We start from the raw sequence: 24,968 nt of genomic DNA, 5'->3' as shown, positions 1-24,968 counted from the left end.
CCAACCAAAGGAATACGAATGAGCAACCCCAGCTTCTTCCTCAACCGCCTGAGCAGCGAGCCGCATGCGCTCGCCTTCGCCGGCCAATCCACTCCGTGGCCGGTCGCGCTCGCCGACCTGACCGGCGACCCGGCGCTTGAGCAGGCGTTGCACGATCACGACGACGCCGCGCGTCGCCTTCTCACCCCGGTCAACGCCGATCTGCTGGCCACCACCGGCCGCCCGGTCGATCTGTTCGGCTTCACGCCGAACCCGGCCCGCCTCGGCGCCGCGGCCGACGCCACTGCCAGCGTGGAAGGCATCGCCCTCGCGCAGCTCGGCGCGCTGATTGACCTCGAGGGACTGGGATATGACGTCGCCAAGGCCAAGCCCGTCGCTGTGCTCGGCCATTCGCAGGGCGTGCTCGCCGTGCATATGGTGCGCGCGATCGAAGAGGCCGGCTCCATCGCCGCCGCCGCGCCGCAGATCGACGAAATCCTGGCCATCGCCGCCCTGATCGGCGCCGCCGGCACCCGCCGCGCCCGCGAACTGGCGCTCAACCCGCTGCATGGCGAGGCCACCCCGATGCTGTCCGTGCGCGGCGCCACCCGCGCGCAGGTCGAGGCGTTGGCCGCCCGCGTGAACAATCCGCGCGGCCCCATCGCCATCGCCGTGACCAATTCCGCGAACCACCATGTGCTCTCCGGCTTCCCGGACGATCTGGCGGCCTTCGGCGTCGAGGCCGAGAAGGAGCACAAGAAGCAGGCCAAGCTGCGCGAGGACAAGGTGCGCGGCGGTGCGGTGTTCGCCCCCGTGCTCGAATACCTCGATGTGACCCTGCCCTTCCACTCCCCGCTGATGGCCGAGGCCGTCGATCAGGCCGTCGCCTGGGCCAAGGCTTGCGGCTTTGACGAGAGCCGCGCGCAGTCGCTGGCCGCCGAGGTGCTGCTCAACCATGTCGACTGGGCCGCCCGCGTGCGCGACATGATGGGCGCCGTCGATCCCTCCAAGCTGTGGATCGTGGACATGGGTCCGGGCAACACGCTCGGCAAGCTCATCGGCAACCTGGTGCAGGGCACCGGCGTGGGCGTGGTGGAGGCCTCCACCGTGGCCGAGCGCGGCGCGCTGTCCACTCTGGACGCCGACGCCGAGGCGCCCGCGCGCACCCAGAACTGGAAGGCCTTCGCCCCGCGCGTCGTCAAGACCCCGGCCGGCGAGCGTCTGATCACCAAGTTCTCCTCCCTGACCGGCAAGCCGCCGGTGCTGCTGCCCGGCATGACCCCCACCACCGTCGATCCCGAGATCGTCGCCGCGGCCGCGAACGCCGGCTACTGGGCCGAGCTCGCCGGCGGCGGCCAGGTCACCGCCGAGGTCTTCGACCGCCACGTCGCCAAGCTCGAGGAGCTGCTCGAAGAGGGCCGCACCGTCGAGTTCAACGCGATGTTCATGGACCGCTATCTGTGGAACCTGCAGTTCGGCACCTCCCGCATCGTGCCCAAGAAGCGCCAGTCCGGCGCGCCGATCGACGGCGTCGTCGTCTCCGCCGGCATCCCGGAGACCGACGAGGCCGTGGAGCTCATCAAGTCGCTGCAGGCCGACGGCCTGCCCTATGTGAGCTTCAAGCCCGGCACCGTCGACCAGATCCGCCAGGTCGTGCGCATCGCCAAGGCCGTCGCCCCGACGACGATCCTCGTGCAGGTCGAGGGCGGTTCCGCCGGCGGCCACCACTCCTGGGAGTCGCTGGACGACTTGCTCATCAACACCTACGCCGAGGTGCGCGCCTGCGACAACCTCGTGCTTGTCGCCGGCGGCGGCATCGGCACGCCCGAGCGCGCGGCCGACTATCTCTCCGGCCAGTGGGCCCGCGTCTACGACCTGCCCGACATGCCGGTGGACGGCGTGCTCGTCGGCACCGCCGTGATGACCGCCAAGGAGGCGCACACCAGCCCCGAGGTCAAGCAGCTGCTGGTCAAGACGCCCGGCATCACCGACAACACGCCCGATCAGGATATCTTCGCACCGGCCGGTGAGCGTTGGGTGCCCTCCGGCAAGTCCGTGGGCGGCGTCGCCTCCGGCCTGTCCCATCTGCACGCCGACATCTACGAGGTCGAGAACTCCTCCGCCGAATGCGGCCGTCTGCTCGTGCGCGTGATGAAGCACCCCGAGGAGCTGGAGACCCGTCGCGACGAGATCATCGCCGCTCTTGACAAAACCGCCAAGCCGTATTTCGGCGACCTCGCCGAGATGACTTACATCGAGTGGGCTCAGCGCTTCGCCGAGCTCGCCTTCCCGTGGGTCGACGAGACCTACGCCGATCGCTTCCTGCACCTGCTGCAGCGCATCGAGGCCCGCGTGCGCGACCAGGAGTCCGGCGAGTTCGAATCCCTGTTCGCCGGTCGCGCCGATGTCGAGGCCGATCCGAAGGCCGCGATCGAGCGTCTTGCAGAGGCCTATCCGGCCGCCGCCGAGCTCAAGGTCATCCCGGCCGACGTGGCCTGGTTCCCGGTGCTGGTGCGCGAATATCCCAAGCCCATGCCCTTCGTGCCGCAAATCGACAACGACCTGCTGCGTTGGTGGGGCCAGGACCAGCTGTGGCAGTCCGAGGACCCGCGCTATTCCGCCGATTCCGTGCGCGTGATCCCCGGCCCGATCTCCGTGGCCGGCATCACCACCGTCGACGAGCCCGTCGCCGATATCCTCGGGCGCTTCGTGGATGCCTCCATCGAACGCGCGAAGTCGCTGTCCGACGGCGAGGAAGGCGAGGCCTTCGCCGCGCTGTCCGACGCGAAGTCCGCCGAGGAATTCATCCGCCGCTCCCCGAATATCTCCTGGGTCGGCCATGTCACCGACAACCCGGCCTACGGCACCGAGGTGGGGGACCGGCATTACGAGATCCGCGCCGTGGACGCCGCCGCGGGCGAATATGACCTCGATATCCATCTGGACACCTATTGGGACAACGATCCCGACGGCGGCGTTTCCAAGCACGCCGTGCGCGACATCGTGATCCCGCTCACCGTGCCGGCCGACGCCGATGGTGCGATGCCGATCGTCAACCGCGACCGTCTGGTGCCGAATGTCTACGCCATGCTCGCCGCGACCGCCGGCATCGGCAACACCGCGATCACCGGCGACGTGCTTGACGCGATGCCGTCCGTCACCGGCGGTGTGGCCGATGCCGAGCACAAGTATGTGGGTGGCGAGACCGATGCGGAGACGCCGTTCGGCACCGCGACTGCGCATTACACTCTTTCCGCCAACCTCGGCTACGACCACGAGGCGGCCACCGGCGGCGCCCTGCCCGGCACGCTGCGCGCCTCCCGCATCGCCCCCGACGCGCTGGTCGGACCGGCCTGGCCGGCGATCTACGCCGCCCTCGGCTCCGTGTATGTCGATGGATATCCGGTTATCGAAGGCCTGCTCAACGCCGTCCACCTCGACCATCTGATCGAGCTCGAGGAAACCGAGGATGAGCTGCTCGCCCATGTCGGCGAGACGATCACGCTCACCAGCTGGGCCGAGGATTACTTCGAGTCCGCCTCCGGCCGCGTCGTGACCATCCATGTGAACCATACCGCCGCCGACGGCACGCTGCTGGCGCGTGAGACCGAGCGCTTCGCGATCCGCGGCCGCGTCTATTCCGACGCGCTGCCGGCCGAGGCGCCGGAGTATGGCGACTACCATGCCGACGACGAGATCGAGTCGACGCCGCGCCGTCTGCTCCGCCGCGTCAAGGTGACCGCGCCGCACGATATGACCGCCTTCGCGCGCACCTCCGGCGACTTCAACCCGATCCACACCTCGAAGCGCGGCGCCGCCATCTCCGGCCTGACCGCCCCGCTGGTGCACGGCATGTGGCTGTCCGCCACCGCCCAGCACGCGGTGCAGGCGCTCGACGAGAAGGGCGCCCACTACGAGATCGCCGGCTGGACCTACAACATGTATGGCATGGTGCAGCTCGACGACCAGGTCGAGATCTCTGTCGAGCGCGTCGGCCGCGTGCGCCACGGCGGCATGACCCTTGAGGTCACCTGCCGCATCGATGGCCAGCTCGTTTCCCGCGGCACCGCGCTGGTGCGCGCCCCCGAGGCCGCCTTCGTCTACCCGGGCCAGGGCATCCAGAAGCAGGGCATGGTGCTCGACGAGCGCGCCAAGTCCGCCGCCGCCCGCGATGTGTGGGAGCGCGCCGACAAGCTCACCCGCTCCAAGCTCGGGTTCTCGATCCTCGCCGTTGTGCGCGACAATCCGAAGGAACTCATCGCCAACGGCGTCACCTACCGCCATCCCGAGGGACTGCTCAACCTCACCCAGTTCACGCAGGTGGCCCTGGCCACCGTGGCCTTCGCCCAGACCGCGCGTCTGCGCGAGGCCGGCGCCGACATCTGGCCCGCCTACTTCGCCGGCCACTCGCTGGGCGAATACAACGCGCTGTCCGCCTTCGCCGGCGTGATCCCGCTGGAGACTGTGCTGGAGCTCGTGTTCCACCGCGGCTCGACGATGCATCACCTCATCGACCGCGATGCGCAGGGCCGCTCCAACTACCGCATGGGCGCGCTGCGTCCGAACCAGTTCGGCGTGGACGACGCGCATGTCAAGGACTACGTCGCCTCCGTCGCCAAGGCGAGCGGCGAGTTCCTGGAGATCGTGAACTACAACCTCGCCGGCCAGCAGTATGCGATCGCCGGCACCATCGCGGGCCTCAAGTATCTGCAGGCCGACGCCTCGAAGCGCGCCAAGGAGTTCGGCGGCAAGCCGCCGTTCATGCTGGTGCCCGGCATCGATGTGCCGTTCCACTCCACGCTGCTTCGCAAGGGCGTGCCGGAGTTCCGCGACAAGCTCGACGCGCTGCTGCCGGCGGAAATCGACTATCGCGGCCGTCTGTGCGGGCGCTATATCCCGAACCTGGTCGCCGCGCCGTTCGAGATGACCAAGGAATTCGCCGCCAAGATCCTCGAGGTCGTGCCCTCCGAACGCATCAAGGCCGCGCTGGACGACGACAAGGTGTGGGATTCCTACGCCGCGGACGACCAGAAGCTCGGCCGTCTGCTGCTGACGGAGCTGCTTTCTTGGCAGTTCGCCTCCCCGGTGCGTTGGATCGAGACGCAGGCGCTGCTGTTCCACTCCGCCGCGCAGGGTGGTCTCGGCGTGGAGGAATACGTCGAGGTCGGCCTCGGCAATGCCCCGACGCTTGCGAACCTCGGCGCCAAGACGCTGCGCCTGCCCGAGTTCGCCGGCGTGGACACCGTGGTGTACAACGTGGGTCGCGACGAAGGCCGCGTGTATATGACCGATTCCGATCCGGATTCGCTGGTGAAGGACGAGGAGCCGGAGGAGAGCGAGGCGCCGGCCGAGCAGGCCGCTGCGGCTGTTCCGGCCGCTGCAGCGCCCGCTCCGGTGGCCGTGCAGTCCGCTCCTGCGGCGGAGGTTGCTCCCGCCGCTCCGGTTCCCGCTGCCGGTGCCGTCTCCGGCGCCTCCGTCGCGGACATTCCGTTCAAGGCCTCCGACGCCATCGCCACGCTGCTGGCCTATTCGGCCAAGGTGCGCCCCGACCAGATCGGCGGCAACGACACCACCGACACCCTGACCAATGGCGTGTCCTCGCGCCGCAACCAGCTGCTCATGGACATCAGCTCCGAGCTGGGCGTGGCCAGCGTCGACGGCGCCGCCGAGGCGAGCATTGACGCGCTGAGCGCGCTGGTCAACAAGGTCGCCCCGAACTACAAGGCCTTCGGTCCGGTGCTCGCCGATATCGTGCGTGACCGTGTGCGCGGCATCTTCGGCGCCGCCGGCGTCAAGGTCGCCGGCATCGAGAAGCGCGTCACCGACGTGTGGCAGCTGGGCGCCGGCTGGGCCTCCAATGTGGTCGCCGCCCTTGTGCTCGAAACCCGCGACGGCGCCTCCTCGCGTGGTGGGGACCTCGCATCCCTGCCCACCGGCGCCGTGTCGAACGCCGCAGCCGCGAACGATCTGATCGATGCGGCCGTGCAGAAGGTCGCCGCGTCCCGTGGCGTCAGCGTCGCCCTGCCGAGCGCCGGTGGCGCTGCCGGCGGTGCCGTGGTCGATTCCGCCGCCCTCGATGCCTTCGCCGAGAAGGTCACCGGCTCCAACGGCGTGCTCGCTGCCACCGCCCGTTTCGTGCTCGACGAGCTTGGCGTGGCCGCTCCCGCGCCGCAGCCGGGCGAGGATGAGAACGCCGCCGTGGTCGAGGCCGTCACCGCCGAGCTCGGCTCCGATTGGCCGAAGCAGGTCGAGCCGCACTTCGACGCAAACAAGGCCATCCTCTTCGACGACCGCTGGGCCTCCGCCCGCGAGGATCTGGCGCGCGCCTTCTACGACCGCGACGCCTCCGCGCTTGAAGGCTCCTTCGCCGGACTCGGCAAGACCATCGCCGACGAGGCCAACTGGTTTGCCTCCAAGTCCTGCGACGCCGGCAAAGCGGCCTTCGAACGCGTGGCCGCCGAGGCCATGCGTCCGGCCGAGGGCGATGCCAGCCGCTTCGCGGGCGACATCGCCGTGGTCACCGGCGTGAGCCCGAACTCGATCGCCGCGCAGGTGGTCGCAGGTCTTCTGGCCGGCGGCGCCACCGTCATCGCCACCTCGCACAGCTTCAAGCCGAGCGTCAAGGCGTGGGCCAAGCAGGCCTACCGCGAGCACGCCACCGGCGACGCTAAGCTGTGGCTGGTGCCCGCCAACCTGTCGAGCTTCCGCGACGTCGACGCGCTTGTCGCGTGGATCGGCGGCGTGCAGAAGAAGACCACGGGCGCGACGACTACGATCCTCAAGCCCGCCTACGAGCCGACCCTGTTCTTCCCGTTCGCGGCCCCGCCGGTGCACGGCACCCTGGCCGATTCGGGCGAGCTGTTCGAGTCGCAGGCCCGCCTCATGCTCTGGGGCGTCGAGCGTGCGATCGCCGGCCTGTCCGCCATCGGCGCTGACACCGACGTGCAGCACAAGCTCCACGTCGTGCTGCCCGGCTCCCCGAACCGCGGCATCTTCGGCGGCGACGGCGCCTACGGCGAGGTCAAGTCCGCCTTCGACGCCATCGTCAACCGTGCCCGCGCCGAGAAGGTGTGGTCCGGCCGCGTCACCTTCGCCCACCCGAAGATCGGTTGGGTGCGCGGCACCGGCCTCATGGGCGGCAACGATCCGCTGGTCGAGGTTGTCGAGCGCCATGGCCTGAAGACCTACTCCACCGAGCAGATCGCCGCCAAGCTGCTCGACCTGTCCACCGCCGACGCGCGTGAGCAGGCCGCCGCCGCGCCGCTCGACGTGGACCTGACCGGTGGCCTCGGCAACGAACCCATCGATATCAAGGCACTTCGCGCCGAGGCTATGACCGACGCGGCGAAGGCTGCCGAAGGTGATTCCGCCGACGCATCGACCGAAGCCGAGGAAGCTCATTCCGGCGCCACACTCAAAGCTCTGCCGAGCCCGCGCGTCCGCAGGCAGCCGACCATCGACCTGGCCGATTGGCAGAACGTCACCGCCCGTCCGGAAGACGAGATCGTCATCGTCTCCGTCGGCGAGCTGGGTCCGTGGGGCTCCGGCCGCACGCGCTTCGAGGCCGAGCTGGGCATCCATTCCGACGGTTCCGTCGATCTGTCGGCCGGCGCCGTGCTCGAACTGGCGTGGAACATGGGTCTGCTCACGTGGGCCGACAGCCCCAAGCCGGGTTGGTATGACGTCGACGGCAACCTCGTGCCCGAGGAGGACATCGCCGAGCGCTACCATGACGAGGTCGTGGCCCGCTCCGGCATCCGTCCCTTCGAGGAGGGCATGGGCTCCGATTACAAGGACGGCGCCGACGAGGAGGAGGCCGAGGTCTTCCTCGACCACGACGTCACCTTCTCCGTGCCCAGCGAGGAAGTCGCCCGCGAATACGTCAAGCTCGACGAGGCGCACACCACCGTCGCCCCCGACGCGGAATCCGGCGAATGGACCGTCACCCGCCATGCGGGCGCGATGATCCGCGTGCCGCGCCGCGCCACCATGACGCGCACGGTCGGCGGCCAGTTCCCGAAGGGCTTTGATCCGGTCAAGTGGGGCATCCCGGCCTCCATGGTCGGCGATGTCGACCAGATCGCGCTGTGGAACATCGTCACCACCGTCGACGCCTACCTCTCCGCCGGCTTCACGCCGACCGAGGTGCTGCAGGCCATCCATCCGTCGATGGTGGCGAGCACGCAGGGCACCGGTTTCGGCGGCATGTCCTCGATGCGCAAGCTCTATCTCGACCGCTTCCTCAACCACGAGATCCCGACCGATATCCTGCAGGAGGCGCTGCCGAACGTCGTGGCCGCGCACGTCATGCAGTCCTATATCGGCGGCTATGGCAATATGATCCAGCCGGTCTCCGCCTGCGCCACCGCGGCGGTGTCGCTTGAGGAAGGCGTCGATAAGATCGCCCTCGGCAAGGCCGACTTCGTGGTCACCGGCGCGATCGACGACATCGGCGTCGAGTCCGTGATCGGCTTCGGCAATATGAACGCCACCGCCAACTCGGCCGAGATGTACGGCAAGGGCATCGACGCGCGCTTCTTCTCGCGCGCGAACGACCGTCGCCGTGGCGGCTTCCTGGAATCCCAGGGCGGCGGCACGATCCTCGTGACGCGCGGTGATATCGCGCTCAAGATGGGCCTGCCGGTCGCGGGTGTGGTCGGATACATCCACTCCTTCGCCGACGGCGCGCACACCTCGATCCCGGCTCCGGGCCTCGGCGCGCTGGCCGCCGGCCGCGGCGGCGCCGACTCGAAGCTCGTGAAGGATCTGGCGGCGCTTGGCGTTACCCCGGACGATATCGCCGTGGTCTCCAAGCACGACACCTCCACGAACGCGAATGACCCGAACGAGTCCGAGCTGCACAACACGCTGGCGCACGCCATCGGCCGCACCGACGGCAACCCGCTGTTCGTGATCTCGCAGAAGACCGTCACCGGTCATGCGAAGGGCGGCGCCTGCATCTTCCAGGTCAACGGCCTGACGCAGCTGTTCGGCTCCGGCGTGATCCCGGCCAACGCGGCGCTCGATTGCGTGGACCCGAAGCTCGCGAAGGACGACCACATGGTGTGGCTGCGTCGCCCGCTGCACGTGGGTGCCGTCAAGGCGGGGCTCGCGACCTCCCTCGGCTTCGGCCATGTGTCCGGCTTCGCCGCGATCGTCAGCCCCGGCGCCTTCGAGGCCGCCGTGGCCAAGACCGCCGGCGAGGATGCGCTGAACGCATGGCGTGAGCGCGCCAACGCGCGTCTCGCCGCCGGTCAGCGCCGCCTCGAGGAGGGCATGATGGGTCGCGCCGCGCTCTACGAGCCGATCGACAACCGTCGCTTCCACGAGGACTCCAAGCGCTACGACGCCCACGAGGTCGAAAAGGCCATGCTCCTCGATCCGGACGCCCGCCTCGGCGCCTCCGGTTACTTCGAGGCCTGACCTGATTCCTGAGTCCGCTGGTCCGCGTGCGCGTGGGTCAGCGGACCAGCGAAGATCCCCCCAGCCGGTGATTGCCATCTGAAGTGATTCATGTGGCGGTCACCGGCTTTCGTATTGTCAAAAACTTGAAAAAACTAGTTTCAGACACTTGAAAAAGCTAGTGTAAAGTAGTTGAAAAACCTAGTGTGAGTTTCGGAACAAGGCGGTGGACAGTTATGCAAAAACCTTATATTCCAAGGATTGTAGACGCCTCCGTCAAGGATTATCTTGCGACGTTCCCGGCGGTCTGCATCGAAGGTCCCAAGTGGTGCGGCAAAACCACCACGGCGGAGCAACATTCGACGTCGAAGTTCAGTCTTGCCGATCCAACCGGCAATTTCCGCAACCGCTCCTTGGCCCAACTTGAGCCCCTGCTTGCGCTGGAAGGGGAGGAGCCAAGGCTGATCGATGAGTGGCAAGAGGTCCCGGCCTTGTGGGATGTGGTGAGGTTCGACTGCGATCGAAATGCTTCACATGGACGCTTCTTGCTGACGGGCTCGGCCACGCCGAGGGTGTCCCAGCGTCCGATGCACAGTGGAGCCGGGCGCATCGCAAGGTTGAGTATGTCGTCCATGACGTTGTTGGAACAGAGGGTGTCGTCCGGCAAAGTTTCGCTAAGGGGACTGTTTGAGGGGGAATCGTATGCGGCGAATTCGAGTTTGAGCATCGACCGCATCGCCACGCTGATAGTCAGGGGCGGGTGGCCGGCGAATATCGAGGTCGAAGACCGTCAAGCCGAATTGACGGCCCGCAGCTATCTGGACGCGGTGGTGGAGGATGATCTGTCCGAGGTCGACGGTGTATCTCGTGATCCCGTGCGTGTTCGTCGGCTTTTGGCATCCTTGGGACGCAACGAGGCCACCTTGGCATCGAAAAACGCGTTGATGAAAGATACCGCGGAATATCTGCCCGAAGATGTCGAGGGAAAGGGCGTTAAGCGCAAAGGAGGGAGAGGGCCATCCACATTGGCTGAAACGACGTTGGATGGATATCTGGGCGCGCTGGAACGCATGCATGTGGTGGAGGATGTTCCCGCATGGCGTCCGGCATTGCGCTCTCCTGTGCGCATTCGGGCGGCGCGGAAACGTCATTTGGCCGATCCTTCGCTTGCGGCCGCAGCCATTGGGGCGAATGCGGCGACGCTGCGCACGGATCCGAAAACATTGGGATTCCTGTTTGAATCCTTGGCAACGCATGACCTATTGGTATATGCGCGGGCTATGGATGCGCAGGTGATGCACTATCGGGACAACACCGCGCTGGAAGTGGACCTGATTGTGGAAACCCGCGACGGGCGATGGGGCGCTTTCGAAGTCAAACTTGGAGCGGCGCAAATCGACGAGGGCGCCGCCAATGTGCTGCGCTTGGATCGCAAGATGACCGAGCGTGGTCAGCGGCCCGCATCCGTCAAAGCGGTCATTGTGGGAACCGGAGCGTTCGCCCATCTTCGGGATGACGGCGTTCAGGTCATTCCGCTGGATACGTTGGGCATATGACGGGTTTCTTCCATCGTTATTGCGTCCGCGCGACGGCATCGAACACCGCAGCATCGAGGAATTCCTGCTGGCATCCGATTGGTGATGTCGCCGCGGCGGTTTTCTTCGACTGAATCTTGTGACGGCGCTTGTTGACGAAGGGTAGGCTGGCGGTTATGACGGTTCTGGGCTTGGGGCACGATGTGGTCGATGTGGCGGGGTTCGCCGCGCAATTGGCCGAGCCGGGGTCTCGCATGCGCGGGTTGTTTTCGACGCGCGAGCTGCGGCAGGCCGCGGCGCGCGGTCGGGCCAAGCATGATGGCGAGGCCGTGCATCTGGCGGCGCGGTGGGCCGGCAAGGAGGCGGTGCTCAAGGCATGGGAAGAGGCGCTTGGCGATAGTCCCAGCCCTTATACGCTTGACGATTTCCCATGGTCACGAATCGAGATCCTCGACGATCGCCGGGGGCGGCCCCGCGTCGCGCTCGCCGCGGATGCGGAGCGCGTGCTGGTCGAGTCGTTGCGTTCGGATGGTGTGCGCTGGCATCTGTCGTTGTCCCACGACGGCCCGGTCGCATCTGCGATCGCCATCCTGTGCGTGCAAGGTGAATGAGGTGGATATGGATTCAGAGTCTGAACAAGCGACACGGGAAAACTGGTTGCCTCGTGCGGCCCGGGTGGCTTCGCGCGTCGTGGCGGTGGACAGCGTCGGTTCGACGAATGCGTTGGCGGACCAGCTGGTGCGTGATGGATCGTTGCGCGTCGATCCGGGGGAGACGGCCGTGGTCGCCGCGCGTCGGCAGACCGCCGGGCGCGGACGGCTCGACCATGTGTGGGCGAGCCGCGAGGGGCGGTCGTTCACGATGTCCTTCGTCGTGGCGGTGCCGCGTTCACTGGTCTTCGACGATGCCGTCAACGGATGGATCCAGATGATCGCCGGCCTTGCCGCAATCGATGCCATCGAGGGAGCGGTCCGTGCCCTCGGCATGCGCCTGCGCTCGCCGTTGCGGCTCAAATGGCCCAATGACATTTTCCTCGACGGCCGCAAGCTCGGCGGCATCCTGTGCCAGCTGTCGGCTTGGTCCGATGCCGATGGCATCGCTGGCGCTGCTGACAGTGCGCCGGGGAAGGAACCCGCAGTCCCCGTCATCATCGGCATCGGTCTCAACCTCGCCGTTCCGGCGGATGAACTGCCCACGCAAAACGCCACCTCCCTGCACCTGCATCTCGGCGGTCCCAACGCAGGCATCGCCCCATCGAATGTGCCGGACGCCGATGATTGGTCCGATGCAATCGCCGCCGGCATCGCGGCAGTACTCGCCAAGCGCCTGCAAACGTTTGCGCACGATCCTCATGCCGAGGCCGCGGCTCTGCGGAACGAAACCGAGTCCGTCTGCCTCACCCTCGGCCGCACCGCCGTCGCCCATTTCACCGACGGCACCGAGCTGACCGGCGAGGCCGTCGCGCTCAACCCCGACGCCTCCCTGACGATCCGCACCCCCGACGGCCGCGACCACCGCGTCACCACCGCCGACGTCGGCGTTCTTCCGCGGGAATAACGCGGAAATAACAGGTGCCGGGCAGACGTATATGCGTCCACCCGGCACCCTATCCGATCCACCGTGTTCGCGGGACACCGCGGAGAATCAGCTCGTCGGCTTCGTGTCTCCGTCAGACAGGTCGTAGGCGAAAGCCGTCATCAGGTCGAGCACATGCCGGCTTTCCTCGATCCACGTCTGGCCGACGGGGAAGACGTGCCCGAGCGTGCGGCCTTTGCTCGGCACGAAGTCGTGGATCTCGCAGCGCTTGCCGTTCATGCGCATGTAGGCGCCGAACAGCAGGCTTTCGAACTCCAGGAAATCGTCCGAACTGGTGGTCAGCATGACCGGGGGCAGCGCCACCCGCTCCGCCATGCCGCTGGCCGTGACCAGGTCCGCCGGCATCCGCTCGACGAAGGAGCGGAAGAAGGTGCTGCCCATCGCGTCGATATAGGGCAGGATGGACGGAGGCTCTTTCGGTGCCGTGATCGAGGAGACATCGAACAGACCGGACTGGAACACGGCACCCCTGACCGGCATCTCGGGCACATCGAGCCCAAGATGCGCGGCAAAGGAAGCGTCCGTCAGAGCCGCCGCCGCATACAGGCCGAGCGTGGCGCCGGCCGAGTCGCCGGTGATGAACACGTTCGCGGGATTGATCGGATAGTCCGCGGCATGCCGTGCGATCCAATCGATCGCGGCGAAGAGGTCGCGCAGTTCGTCCATGAAGTCGGCGGTGGGGGCGAGCCGGTATCCCAACGAGAACACCGCGAAGCCCTTCGCCGCCAGCCGCGTGCCGAAATTGCGGTTGAGGTCCTTGTAGCCGTAGACGAAGCCTCCGCCATGGATGTCGATGTAGACCGGCAGGGAGGATCCGCCCCTCAGCAGCGCGTCATGGGGCAGATAGACATCGAGGCAATGCGCCTTGCCCCGCGCGGTGTCGGCGGTGCCGTCGTCGAGATACGGCACGTCGGCGTAGACGACGACGTCCTCGGGATCGCTCCACACCTTGCAACGGTGGGAATCCACGCCCAGGCCGAAGTTCTTGCGCGTGTCCATGGCGACGCGGGCGATGTCCGCCGGCACGCCGTCGAGGTCCTCGTCGACCGGCGTCCAGGCGCGGATGCGGTCGATGTTCTCAGGAGTTGCGGCGACCATGTCACTCCGCCTTCATGTCTTCGAGCTTGACGCCGGCGGTCTCGGGCAGCGCCTTGACCACGAAGATCAGTCCGAGCAGGGCGAACACGGCGTAGATGGCATAGATGTTGCCGATGCCGACCATATCCTTGAGCGGCGGGAAGGTGTTGGACACCAGGAAGTTGCCGATCCAGTTGAAGGCCGTGGCGACGGCCACGCCGAGCGCGCGGATGTTGTTGGGGAAGATCTCGCCGATGACGACCCACATGGCGGGGCCCCAGGTCAGGCAGAAGGTCAGGTAGAAGGCATAGACGGCGGCCAGCGTGATCGGGCCCCATGCGCCGGGCAGCGAGATGCCCGCGTCGGTGACGTCGGCCTGGTAGAAGCCGACGCTGGCGATGGCCAGGAAGACGGTCATGCCGATGGAGCCCCACTTGAGCAGATTGCGGCGGCCGACCTTGTCGACGATGAACATCGAGATGACGGTGACGACCACGGCGGCGATGGTGCGGTAAACGGAGATGTTGAGCGCCGCCTGCTCGCTGAAGCCGACGGACTTCCACAGGCTGGAATCGTAGTAGAGGATGATGTTGACGCCGCACAGCTGCTGCAGGATGGCGATGCCGATGCCGAGCCAGACGACCTTCTTGAGTCCGAAGGTGTGTCCCTTGAGATCGCTCAGATGCGCCATGCGCTCGTTCTGCATGGTCTTGCGGATTTCGGCGACTTTGGCCTTCGGATCGCGCTCGCCGACCACATGTTCCAGGATTTCGGCGGCCTGCTCGTCCTTGCCTTTCATCACCAGGAAGCGGGGGGATTCGGGAAGCCTGAACGAGACGATGAGCATGATGACGGCGGGAACCGCCATGGCCATCAGCATCCAGCGCCACGTGCTCATGCCGAACCAGAACGGATTGTCCGCGCTACCGGACGTTCCGGCGAACACGGCGTTGACGATCACCGAGGCGAGGATGCCGAGGGCGATGGCAAGCTGCTGGAAGCTGCCGAGGAAACCGCGCATCTGGGCGGGGGCGATTTCGGCGATATAGGCAGGTCCGATCACCGAGGCAAGGCCCACGCCGACGCCTCCGAGGAAGCGGAAGAGAATGAAGACCGCGATGCCGGGGGCGAAGGCGGAGAAGACGGAGCTGATGATGAAGAGCATGGCGGCCACGATGATGGTGGGCACGCGGCCGAGTCGGTCGGCGATCTGGCTGGTGAACCAGGCGCCGATCACGCATCCGAGCAGGGCGCAGGAGACGGAGAAGCCGCTCATGCCGCTGCTCAGGCCGAAGCCGGAGGTGGTGCCTGCGATGGCGTCTACGGCGCCGTTGATCACGGAGGTGTCATATCCGAACAGGAATCCGCCCACCGCGGCGCACAGGCAGACGATGATGATTCGCCGCTTGACCGCGGGGTCCAGTTTTTCCTCGCTTTGCGGGGATGCAGTTTGTTGCGACATTGCTTTTCCTTTCTCTGTACGACAACGTCGTCACTTATCCAAGCTAGGTTGCGTTGGTCGCGTCATGGCGCACTTTTGTGACATCCTTTTGGCTGTTTTGTGACCAGATGACGCCTTCGCGTCATATTGCCTAGGGAGGAGTATGCGCTTGCGGCATCATGGAGTCATTCGGCCGTAGTCGCCGGATTCGACTCGAAGCGGAGGCGGAGTGAGGGAAGAGTTCCATGTGCCGTACAACCCTGTCGTGGATAGGGATTACAGCGAACAATGTGTGTTCTCGTCGCGCTATGTGGCGAGGGTGCTGGTTCATCACGAGCCGGAGGTCGTCCCTCTGCACTGGCATGCCGGGCTCGAGGCAAATTACGTGGTGGAAGGCACGGGAACCGTGACGCTGGGCTCGCGCGTGGAACGACTACATCCGGGCAAACTATGCATCATCAGCCCTTACGAGCTGCATAGCTTCGTGACTGAGCGACATGAGGGTCGTGCTCCGTTGATTCTGTCCATGAGCTTCGATGAGAACCGTCTGCAGCAGGTGTATGAGTTTGCCGACCGTCTCATGCTCAGTCCCGAGGCGCCCGGGGCGACGGACGAGGACCGCCGACGTATGGTGGACCTATGCCGGATGTTGCTTGAGGCTACAGAGGAAATTGGTGCGGAGACGAGTCTGCGTATCAACTCGCTGTTGTATGAGGTGGCGTATCTGGCATATCGCCGCTTTGTTGTCGGTCCACGTAAAAGCTTGGTCACGCGAACTGGTCGGAACATGACGCAGGCCATGTTCGGATATATCGAGGAGCATCATACGCAGGCCATAGGTGTGCAGGATGTGGCCGACCACTTTGGATATAGTCGGGAATACTTCAGCCGAATCTTCAAAACGAATGCCGGCGTGGGGTTCAAAGAATACCTTACGGGACTTCGTCTTGAGGATGCCTATTGCCGCATCATGTTTCAGGATTACTCGAGTCTGTCTGAGATTGCGCGTGACTCGGGATTTCCTAGTGCGCGTAGTCTGGTCGTGGCGTTCGAGCGGCGATATGGCGAACATCCCAAGGAATACCGGCGCTCTCATCCCGTCGTGAATGCCGGCATGGACACGAGCCTTTAGATGACTGACATCCGTGTGCAACCAGTGGTAAAGGGCATGTGTATAATGGCACACGTCGCTCCGGAAGGTGCGGCAACGCGGATGTAGCTCAATGGTAGAGCCTCAGTCTTCCAAACTGATTACGCGGGTTCGATTCCCGTCATCCGCTCCATGTCAAGGACCGTCGGATTGCCGGCGGTCCTTTTTTCTTCCCCGCGTTCTCAGGGACGCGGGGTATCGTATGGGGCGTGATGACGAACGCACCCACTGACCGCAACGCAGCCGGCGCTGCTTCCGGCGTCGCCTCCGACAATCCGGTCTCCAAGCATCCCGAGGCCTCGATACCGGAGACCGAGCTGTCGTTGGCGGACATCGAGCGCGGCAAATCGCGCCCGATGCAGTGGATCGTCTATGCGCTCGCCGTGCTCGCCGCCATCATCGTGCCGTATTGGGCCGGGCGCGTGCTCGCAGTGCGTGACACCGCGCGCCTCGTCGCCACGCTCGATCTGTTCACCCCGCAAGGCATGGCCTTCGTGTCCTGGACCGTCACTCTGCTGGCGCTCGCCACGCTCGGCCTGGCCATCGTCGACTCGCGACGCTGGCTGTGGCGCATCCTCTTCGTCGTGGGCTTCGCGGCCGAGCAGCTCATCGCCGGGCTGAGCCTGCTCAAGATCAACTTCTGGTATTCCACCTACGTCGTCTACGGGGACTCCGCGGCGGTCGCCAACGCGGCCAACCTCGGCATCATCGCCGCCGGATTCGGCGTGGCCGTGTTCGCGGTCGTGTGGGTGGGCCTGCTGGTCATCGTCAAAAAGGACTCGCCGCTCAACGTGCTCACCCGCAGCTGGGCGTCGTTCATCCTGTTCTTCCTCATCGAATTGGTGGCGCTGCTCGTCGTCATGTTCGGCGGTTTGCTGACGACGGTGTGAGGCCGCCCGCCGTCTTCCGCCACCCCGCGCCGACGTCCGCACCGCTCCCTATACTCTCCCTTTGGCGTAATTTCGCCCGCGGATCGAGAGAGCTCCTGACACCATGCCCGGAGCACCGCGCAACGACCATAAGGAGGATGCCGTGGCACTGACGGCTGACGAAAAGAAGCAGATCATCGACGCGTACGCGACGCACGAAGGCGACACGGGTTCCCCGGAGGTCCAGGTGGCGCTGCTGTCCAAGCGCATCTCCGATCTGACCGAGCACCTCAAGATGCACAAGCATGATCATCACTCCCGCCGTGGCATGCAGATGATGATCGGTGATCGTCGCAGCCTTCTGGATTACCTCAAGAAGACCGACATCAACCGCTACCGTGCGCTGATCGAGAAGCTGGGCCTGCGCCGCTAGTTATTCTTCAGCCCGAGCACCGTCAAGGCGCTCGGGCCTTTTTCATAGCACGCAATCCGAATGACGGCAGGAAGATGGGCCTCAAGTGGCGCGCCGGGAAGGCGGCCCGGGAGGAACGACCGGGGAACGGTCGGGGCCCGACGGAAGGTTTGACACGAGGAACGGCCAAGGGGCCGGAAGCGATATGAAGCAGCCCGCTGAAGAGGGCATGTGAAGTTCAGTAGGAAATATTAAGAACCCAATAAGGAGGAACCCATGGAGGGTCCCGAGATCAAGGCCGTTGAGGCCGTTATCGACAATGGGTCGTTCGGCAAGCGCACGCTGCGCTTCGAGACCGGACGGCTCGCACAGCAGGCCGACGGCGCCGTCGCCGCCTACCTGGACGACGATTCGATGGTGCTAAGCACCACGACCGCCGGAAGCAGCCCGAAGGAGAACTACGACTTCTTCCCGCTGACCGTCGACGTCGAGGAGAAGATGTATGCCGCCGGCAAGATCCCCGGCTCCTTCTTCCGCCGCGAGGGCCGCCCGTCCTCCGAGGCCATCCTCGCCTGCCGTATCATCGACCGCCCGCTGCGCCCGCTGTTCCCGCACACGCTGCGCAACGAGGTGCAGGTCGTCGAGACCATCCTCGCGGTCAACCCCGAGGACGCCTATGACGTGATCGCCCTGAACGCCGCCTCCGCCTCCACGCTGATCTCCGGCCTGCCCTTCGGCGGCCCGGTCTCCGGCGTGCGTCTGGCGCTGATCGACGGCCAGTGGGTCGCCTTCCCGCGCTGGAGCGAGCGTGAGCGCGCCGTCTTCGAGATCGTGGTCGCCGGCCGCGTCATCGAGAACGGTGACGTCGCCATCGCCATGATCGAGGCCGGCGCCGGCAAGAACGCCTGGACCCTCATCTACGACGAGGGTCAGATCAAGCCGGACGAGGAGGTCGTGGCCGGTGGCCTCGAAGCCGCCAAGCCGTTCATCAAGGTCATCTGCGAGGCCCAGGAGGAGCTCAAGAAGCTCGCCGCCAAGGAGACCAAGGAATTCCAGCTCTTCCCGGAATACACCGACGAGCTCTACGCCCGCATCGATGAGATCGCCCACAAGGACCTCGACGAGGCCCTGACCATCGCGGAGAAGCTGCCCCGCCAGGAGCGCATCCACGAGATCAAGGAAGCCGTGCGCGAGACGATCGCGAACGAGTTCGAGGACATGGATGACGCCGAGAAGGAGAAGGAACTCGGCAACGCCTTTAAGGAGCTGCAGCGCCAGATCGTGCGTCGCCGCATCCTCACCGAGGATTACCGCATCGATGGCCGCGGCCTGCGCGACATCCGCACCCTGTCGGCCGAGGTCGACATCGTGCCGCGCGTGCACGGCTCCGCCCTGTTCCAGCGCGGCGAGACCCAGATCCTGGGCGTCTCCACGCTGAACATGCTCAAGATGGAGCAGCAGATTGACGCGCTGTCCGGCCCGCAGTCCAAGCGCTATATGCACAACTATGAGATGCCGCCGTATTCGACCGGCGAAACCGGCCGCGTCGGCTCCCCGAAGCGCCGCGAGATCGGCCACGGCGCCCTCGCCGAGAAGGCCATCGTCCCGGTGCTGCCGAGCCGCGAGGAGTTCCCCTACGCGATCCGTCAGGTCTCTGAGGCCATCGGTTCCAACGGCTCCACCTCCATGGGCTCCGTGTGCGCCTCCACCCTGTCGCTGCTGGCCGCCGGCGTGCCGCTGAAGGCTCCGGTCGCGGGCATCGCCATGGGCCTGGTCTCCGGTGATGTGGACGGCGAGCATATCTACAAGACGCTCACCGACATTCTGGGCGCCGAGGATGCCTTCGGCGACATGGACTTCAAGGTGGCCGGCACCTCCGAGTTCATCACCGCCCTGCAGCTCGACACCAAGCTCGACGGCATCCCCGCCGACATCCTGGCCGCCGCCCTGCAGCAGGCCAAGGAGGCCCGCACCACGATCCTCGAGGTCATCAACGAGTGCATCGACGGCCCGGCTGAGATGAGCGAGTTCGCTCCGCGCATCATCACCACCAGCGTTCCGGTCGACAAGATCGGCGAGGTCATCGGCCCCAAGGGCAAGATGATCAACCAGATCCAGGAGGACACCGGTGCCGAGATCGCGATCGAGGACGACGGCACTGTCTATATCTCCTCCGAGGGCGGCGAGGCCGCCGAGAAGGCCAAGGAGATCATCGACCAGATCGCCAACCCGCATGTGCCCGAGGCCGGCGAGACCTACAACGGCAAGGTCGTCAAGACCACGTCGTTCGGTGCCTTCGTGAACCTCACCCCCGGCACCGACGGCCTGCTGCACATCTCGCAGATCCGCAACCTCGCCAACGGCGAGCGCATCGACGCCGTCGAGGACGTGCTCAAGGAAGGCGACACCGTCGAGGTGATCGTGCAGGGCGTCGACGACCGTGGCAAGATCTCGCTGGCCATCCCCGGCTTCGAGGATCAGGAGGCCGGCCGTGGCGGCGAGCGTGGTGGCCGTGGTGGCCGCGACGACCGCCGTGGCGGACGTGACCGCCGTCCGAGCCGTGACGATCGCGAGGATCGCCGCGACCGCCGTGACGACCGCGACTATGATGATCGTCCGCGCCGTTCGCGCCGTGACGACCACGACGACGATTTCGAATACGATGATCGTCCGCGTCGTTCCCGTCGTTCGGAGCGCGACTATGGCGACCATGACGACCGCGATTATGATGATCGTCCGCGTCGTTCGCGCCGCGATGACCGCGACCGCGACTATGACGATCGCGATGATCGTCCGCGCCGTCGTTCCTCGCGCGACGATGACCGCCGTTCCGGCCGCGGCCGTGGTTCCGACCGCAACCCGCGCTACGCCACCGACGACAACTACGACGACTACCGCGCCGACCGTGAAGAGCGCTCCGAGCGCCCGCGCCGCCGCGTCCGTCGCGACTTTGATCCGTTCGAAGACTGATCCGTTCGAAGACTGATGTCTTCTCACGGATAAATCACTAAGGTCCGCCCTGGCAAATCGCCGGTGGCGGGCCTTAGTCGTATGCGGCTGTGAGCTCGTGAGAATGCTACAACTCGAACCGCGGGTCCATGCCGCCTTCAAGCACGAGCGTTCCATCGGCCAGTCCCCTGCGAAGCCATTCTTTGACACTCTGCGGAACCGGCTTGTTCTCAGGCCAGTTGCGGGGAACGACGGTGGCGGGTCCCCGCAACGATTCTCGGAATCCGTTCTCGGCCATGTCCTGTTCGATGGCATCGTAATCAACCTGCAGGGGCTTGTTATGACAAGCGCACTGGCATTCCATGTCGTCTCCTTCGTTCGATTGGTCCATGCTTTGTCTGGTTGTGAATCGATTATTGCTCGGCCATGTCCTCGGAAGCTCCCAGTTCCCTGAGGAATGGTTTCGTTGCGGGCATGGCGTGAAATATCACACGCAGAGGCTCCCCTTGGGCGATGCCGCATTGGCTTGCATCCTGTGCCGTCATCTCCAATAGTATGCCCTCGTTGTCATAGCCGATTGCGATGAATTGCCGAGGTTCGGTATCCGGCCTCGCTCCCTGCCAGAACGATGCCTGCCATGCCTCCACCACTCGTTCAGGGCGCACATGCCGTGCTCGTCCGATGATAAGACGCCGATGCAAGGCGAAGTGTCTGTTGATAATGATTTCCGTCATATTCATGTCCTTCCCGTTGGATGCGGCGCATCGGTGCGTCGTGTGCAACAGACTAGGCCGGGACAGGGGAGGAAACCAGCGCGGTCGGCCATTGTGGTCGGAGGCCGTTTGCCCAAGGCGAACAGAGAGAAGGACGGAAATACGACGGACCCCGGTCCGGATTGGGATCCGGAACCGGGGTCATCGATCCGGCGACGTGCGCTGCGCATCGTGCCGTGCGGCCGTCATTTGGATGAACCGCCCTTGTCGGTGCGGTAGAAGCCGTGGCCCTTGAACTCGATCGGCACGGCGGAATAGACCTTGCGCACCTGCTCCTCGTGGCATTCGGGGCAGACGGTGATCGGATCGTCCTCGAAGGACTGCTGTTCGGTGAAGTCGTATCCGCAGCTCTTGCAACGGTAATGATAGGTAGGCACTGTTCCTCCGTGGGATTTCAAACGATTGCAACCAAGCACATTCTAACGTTCGCGCCGACAGTGCTTCCGTTCCAGCCGCACAAGGCCGCTCGGGGTGAGGGCGGCGTCCACAGGCAGGTCGTGTGGCGCGCGGGGCAGCGGTCCGTCAACCACTTCCCATGGCCAGCACACGGCCACGATGCGCGCTTCGGCCTTGGCGTGGGGCAGTGCGCGGTCATACCAGCCGCCGCCCCGCCCGAGGCGGGTGCCGTCACGCGAGACCAGCAATGCCGGCACGATGATGAGGTCCGCCGCGGCGAGGGCGTCCAGTCCCAGCGTGGGAGTGTTAGGTTCCTGTGGCCTGATATGACGGCATCGCGGCGTTGTGCCGGCAGGGGTTGATGGGCTTGCTGAGGATGCCTCGCCGGCCTGGACCGCATCGACCGGAATCGACGTGCCAGCCGGGGTCGCTGGGTTGTCGTCCGGCGCCACATTCCGCAACTCATCCAAGTCGCTCAGCTCACTCCATCCGATATCGAGCCCCGCTCCCAGTCTCGGCACGAGCACACGGCATCCCTCGTCGAGCAACATACGCAGCATCGGCCTTGTCTCGACCTCGGTGCCCATCGACACATATGCCGCGACGGTCGGGCGTCCATCGCCGGGTTCTGCATCGGAGGCGGAACGGACGAGCAATGCGCGTCCGTTCCTGGCCAGCGCCTCTCCGGTGCGAAGGCGCTGCCTGGGCCGAACCTGTTTGCGGCGTGCCAGCGCCATGTGCCGAAGCCACGCTTTGCCAAGCCTCTCCGTCGCGCCGGGAATATCCGCCTCCCTCGCCTTGATTGCGTCCATAGGCCCCGTTGTACCATGCCCGGGCCGCGTGCATCCGGATGCTTTCCGCGCGGTCGCTTGTCCCCCAGCGTGGCACAATGGAGGGCTGTGTCCGTCTTCCAAAGCCTGCGCGACGCATTGCGTCCCGCCGATTCCCGCGCCATCCGCATGCCCGGGGCGCTGCGCTCGCCCTCGTCCGCGACGCCGGTGCTGCTGCGGCCGCTGACCATCGATGACGCCGACGAATGGAACGACCTGCGCTGGGACAACGACGACTGGCTCAGGCCTTGGGAATCCGGCGATCCGACCCACGGGCCGCTGCTGACCTTCAACGCGTGGCTGCAGCGGCAGCGGCGCAGCCAGGCCGAGGGCACCGGAGCGTTGTTCGTCATCGAGCATCAGTCGCGCATCGTCGGCCAGGTGTCCCTCGGCGCCATTGATTACGGTTCGATGCGCACCGGCGTCGTCGGATACTGGGTCGACCACGCCCATGCCGGCCGCGGCTTCGCGCCGATGGCCGTGGCGTTGCTCGCGGACTGGGCCTTCGCCGATCCGACCGGGCCGAATCTGCATCGCCTTGAGATCGCGCTGCTTCCTGACAACGAGCGTTCGCGCCGCGTCGCCGAGAAGGTCGGCGCGCACCACGAGGGCCTGCGGCCGCGATATATGTATGTCAACGGACAGTGGCGCGACCACGACACCTACTGTCTGCTCGCGGAGGATATCGGCGAGGGCTTCGCCGCACGCCTCGCGCGGGGCCGCTGACCGTCCGCCGTCCCGCGGCGTCGCAGCGTGCTAAGCCACTTCGACACGCCCGGAGACAATTGCGGCGAACATTCGCAAAGTCTCCTATTCTTGACTCTATGGGTTACGAGTCGCTGAGCACAATCATCGTGCTGGTGATCGTAGCCATCATCTTGATCGCATGGCTGCCCAGACGGACGGTCAACAGCATGAAGCGGGTTGTGGAGCACCGCGAGGACAAGTACTCCGCGTCGTTGCATCTGGTCGATGCCGACAGCGGCACGCGGTTCTCCGATGGCCACTCCACGCTGACGAAAGGGGCAATTATGCAGCCACAGGCCGCGCAAGGCGCCATCGACCGGGGACATATCGCCCGAGTGCGCGAGCTGCGTCATGCCGCCGTCCGCCGTCGTCAGATCATCGCCGCGTCGCTGCTCGCGCTGACGGTCGTCGTGCTGGCTCTGTCCTTCCCATTGCATTTCAGCCCGCTGTTCGCACTGCTGCCGGCTGTTCTGCTGGGAGTGGTCCTTGCGCTGGGAGTCAATGCCGCGAAGCAGGCGCGCGCCTGGGAACACAAGGTCGCGCTCGCCGAACGCCGCGAACGCAAGGCTGCCCGCCGGGCCGTCGCCGAATGCGCCGTCGCTCCCGCAGAGCATGCCGCCGACGATGCCGAGACCGATGTCATGGAGCAGCGCGAGATCCGCCGTGTTCTGCGCCGTGCCGAACAGGACAAGGCCGAGGCGCTTGCCCGCCGTGGAGAGCAGGGCCAGGCCATCGATACCTCCGCCGCCAGTGTCTCCGAGTCGAACCAGGGCGTCGTCGATGGCGCGTCGTCCTCTTCCGATTCCGTTGATTCCGTCGCTGCCGCGCAGGCCCAGCCGCATGACGCGACCGCTGAACTCTCCGAAATCCATCCGGTCCATGCGCTGGATGCCTTCGAGATGGCCGCCTCCCAGGACCTCATCTCCTTCTCGTTGGGCGCGCCGCGCTTCGGCTCCGAGATTCCGACCGCCGAACCCGAGAGCCTGGAGATCAAGTCGGCGAGGCAGGTCTCCAAGGCCGTGCCCGTCGACGATGAGCAGGCCGCCAAACTGGCGGATGAGGCCGCGAAGGCCATGGCCGAGGATGCTGAGGACGTCGAGACCGCCGAGCCCGTCGATGCTGCGTCTCACCCGGTTGATCTGCACATGCCCCATGCGGCCACCGCTCCCGTCGATGTCTTCGTCGACACCGCCGCCTTCCATCTGATCGAGACCGCCGCCGAGGTCGATGCGCCGGTGGCAACCTCGGATTCCTTGGGCGCGGGGCTCGAGGCCATCATGGCCCGTCGCTCCGCGGTCGTCGCCGCTGCCGAAGGCTGAGCCCGCGCGCCGCATCGTGCCGGTTCCGGCGGCCGTTTCTCTCACAGCATTAGCACTCGAGTTGGCAGAGTGCTAACAATCGCGCTAGGATAGGTCGCAGTGCAAGGACGGGCCAAGCAGATCGTCAGCCTCTTGTCTCCATCCTGGCGCGGAAACTATCGAATCGACTAGATACGAGGTGACCCACAGTGGCTATCAAGCTCACACCGCTGGAAGACAAGATCATCGTCAAGCAGGCCGAGGCCGAGACCCAGACCGCTTCCGGTCTGTTCATTCCGGACAACGCCAAGGAAAAGCCCCAGCAGGGCGAGGTTCTGGCCGTCGGCCCGGGCCGTCGCGACGACAAGGGCGAGCGCATCCCGATGGACGTCAAGGTCGGTGACAAGGTGCTCTACTCCAAGTACGGCGGCACCGAGGTGCACTACGAGGGCGAGGACTACCTGATCGTCGGCGCCCGCGACGTGCTCGCCATCCTTGGCTGAACCTGTTTTTA

17 protein-coding genes and 1 tRNA gene are annotated in these 24,968 nt (G+C 65.7%); 12 read left to right on the top strand and 6 right to left on the bottom strand.

All coding sequences use genetic code 11. The features are described from left to right. Positions 1 to 18 precede the first annotated feature (18 nt). The 4 genes from AC1AUD_RS07910 (at position 19) to AC1AUD_RS07895 (ending at position 12,473) form a co-directional block, all read left to right on the top strand. Positions 19 to 9,402 (top strand): fatty acid synthase subunit beta domain-containing protein, encoded by a 9,384-nt coding sequence (locus tag AC1AUD_RS07910; protein WP_476573744.1) that lies wholly within the window; start codon positions 19 to 21, stop codon positions 9,400 to 9,402. Between the two features lie 215 nt (positions 9,403 to 9,617). Beyond that, positions 9,618 to 10,937: an ATP-binding protein gene (locus AC1AUD_RS07905; protein WP_476573742.1), complete on the top strand. Its 1,320-nt coding sequence runs from the start codon at positions 9,618 to 9,620 to the stop codon at positions 10,935 to 10,937. A gap of 155 nt (positions 10,938 to 11,092) precedes the next feature. Beyond that, positions 11,093 to 11,527, top strand: a complete 435-nt coding sequence (locus tag AC1AUD_RS07900) for a holo-ACP synthase (RefSeq protein ID WP_476573740.1) — start codon at positions 11,093 to 11,095, stop codon at positions 11,525 to 11,527. Between the two features lie 7 nt (positions 11,528 to 11,534). After that, a complete protein-coding gene (locus AC1AUD_RS07895) occupies positions 11,535 to 12,473 on the top strand; it encodes a biotin--[acetyl-CoA-carboxylase] ligase (RefSeq protein ID WP_476573739.1) in 939 nt (312 codons plus the stop codon). A gap of 87 nt (positions 12,474 to 12,560) precedes the next feature. Here AC1AUD_RS07895 and AC1AUD_RS07890 read toward each other — a convergent pair whose 3' ends face one another. Together AC1AUD_RS07890 and AC1AUD_RS07885 are read right to left on the bottom strand one after the other, a co-directional pair. Then, positions 12,561 to 13,610 (bottom strand): alpha/beta hydrolase, encoded by a 1,050-nt coding sequence (locus AC1AUD_RS07890; RefSeq protein WP_476573737.1) that lies wholly within the window; start codon positions 13,608 to 13,610, stop codon positions 12,561 to 12,563. Position 13,611: 1 nt separating this feature from the next. Further along, a complete protein-coding gene (locus AC1AUD_RS07885; protein WP_476573735.1) occupies positions 13,612 to 15,051 on the bottom strand; it encodes a sugar porter family MFS transporter in 1,440 nt (479 codons plus the stop codon). A gap of 208 nt (positions 15,052 to 15,259) precedes the next feature. On the opposite strand from AC1AUD_RS07885, the gene AC1AUD_RS07880 reads away from it, so the two are divergent. From AC1AUD_RS07880 to AC1AUD_RS07860, 5 genes are all read left to right on the top strand, one after another. Further along, a complete protein-coding gene (locus AC1AUD_RS07880) occupies positions 15,260 to 16,162 on the top strand; it encodes an AraC family transcriptional regulator (RefSeq protein ID WP_476573733.1) in 903 nt (300 codons plus the stop codon). Positions 16,163 to 16,239: 77 nt separating this feature from the next. Continuing rightward, positions 16,240 to 16,313 (top strand) — tRNA-Gly (locus tag AC1AUD_RS07875). Between the two features lie 79 nt (positions 16,314 to 16,392). Then, positions 16,393 to 17,070, top strand: coding sequence for a hypothetical protein (locus AC1AUD_RS07870; RefSeq protein ID WP_476573881.1), 678 nt, complete (start codon positions 16,393 to 16,395; stop codon positions 17,068 to 17,070). Between the two features lie 142 nt (positions 17,071 to 17,212). Continuing rightward, positions 17,213 to 17,482, top strand: a complete 270-nt coding sequence (gene rpsO, locus AC1AUD_RS07865) for a 30S ribosomal protein S15 (protein WP_476573731.1) — start codon at positions 17,213 to 17,215, stop codon at positions 17,480 to 17,482. Positions 17,483 to 17,737: 255 nt separating this feature from the next. Beyond that, positions 17,738 to 20,431: a polyribonucleotide nucleotidyltransferase gene (locus AC1AUD_RS07860; protein WP_476573729.1), complete on the top strand. Its 2,694-nt coding sequence runs from the start codon at positions 17,738 to 17,740 to the stop codon at positions 20,429 to 20,431. A gap of 106 nt (positions 20,432 to 20,537) precedes the next feature. Here the strand turns inward: AC1AUD_RS07860 and AC1AUD_RS07855 are convergent, their stop codons facing one another. From AC1AUD_RS07855 to AC1AUD_RS07840, 4 genes are all read right to left on the bottom strand, one after another. After that, a complete protein-coding gene (locus AC1AUD_RS07855) occupies positions 20,538 to 20,801 on the bottom strand; it encodes a hypothetical protein (RefSeq protein WP_476573727.1) in 264 nt (87 codons plus the stop codon). Positions 20,802 to 20,823: 22 nt separating this feature from the next. Continuing rightward, on the bottom strand, positions 20,824 to 21,144 hold the full coding sequence (locus tag AC1AUD_RS07850) for a hypothetical protein (RefSeq protein ID WP_476573725.1): 321 nt from the start codon (positions 21,142 to 21,144) through the stop codon (positions 20,824 to 20,826). 224 nt (positions 21,145 to 21,368) lie between these two features. Continuing rightward, positions 21,369 to 21,560, bottom strand: coding sequence for an FmdB family zinc ribbon protein (locus tag AC1AUD_RS07845; RefSeq protein WP_476573723.1), 192 nt, complete (start codon positions 21,558 to 21,560; stop codon positions 21,369 to 21,371). 42 nt (positions 21,561 to 21,602) lie between these two features. Then, positions 21,603 to 22,391 (bottom strand): 5-formyltetrahydrofolate cyclo-ligase, encoded by a 789-nt coding sequence (locus AC1AUD_RS07840; protein ID WP_476573720.1) that lies wholly within the window; start codon positions 22,389 to 22,391, stop codon positions 21,603 to 21,605. A 147-nt stretch (positions 22,392 to 22,538) separates the two neighbouring features. Between AC1AUD_RS07840 and AC1AUD_RS07835 the strand changes: the two genes are divergently transcribed. From AC1AUD_RS07835 to groES, 3 genes are all read left to right on the top strand, one after another. After that, the gene (locus tag AC1AUD_RS07835) at positions 22,539 to 23,135 is read left to right on the top strand and encodes a GNAT family N-acetyltransferase (RefSeq protein ID WP_476573880.1); all 597 of its coding nucleotides are present in this window, start codon (positions 22,539 to 22,541) and stop codon (positions 23,133 to 23,135) included. A 98-nt stretch (positions 23,136 to 23,233) separates the two neighbouring features. Further along, positions 23,234 to 24,475, top strand: coding sequence for a magnesium transporter (locus AC1AUD_RS07830; RefSeq protein ID WP_476573718.1), 1,242 nt, complete (start codon positions 23,234 to 23,236; stop codon positions 24,473 to 24,475). A gap of 188 nt (positions 24,476 to 24,663) precedes the next feature. Beyond that, positions 24,664 to 24,957 carry a co-chaperone GroES gene (gene groES / locus AC1AUD_RS07825; RefSeq protein WP_476573715.1) on the top strand — a complete coding sequence of 98 codons (294 nt, stop codon included), beginning with the start codon at positions 24,664 to 24,666 and terminating at the stop codon, positions 24,955 to 24,957. Positions 24,958 to 24,968: the final 11 nt, after the last annotated feature.

It is taken from the genome of Bifidobacterium sp. LH_730 (assembly GCF_056355835.1).
Note: the sequence above shows the minus strand (reverse complement) of the source record. Positions and strands in the feature narration are given on the sequence as shown.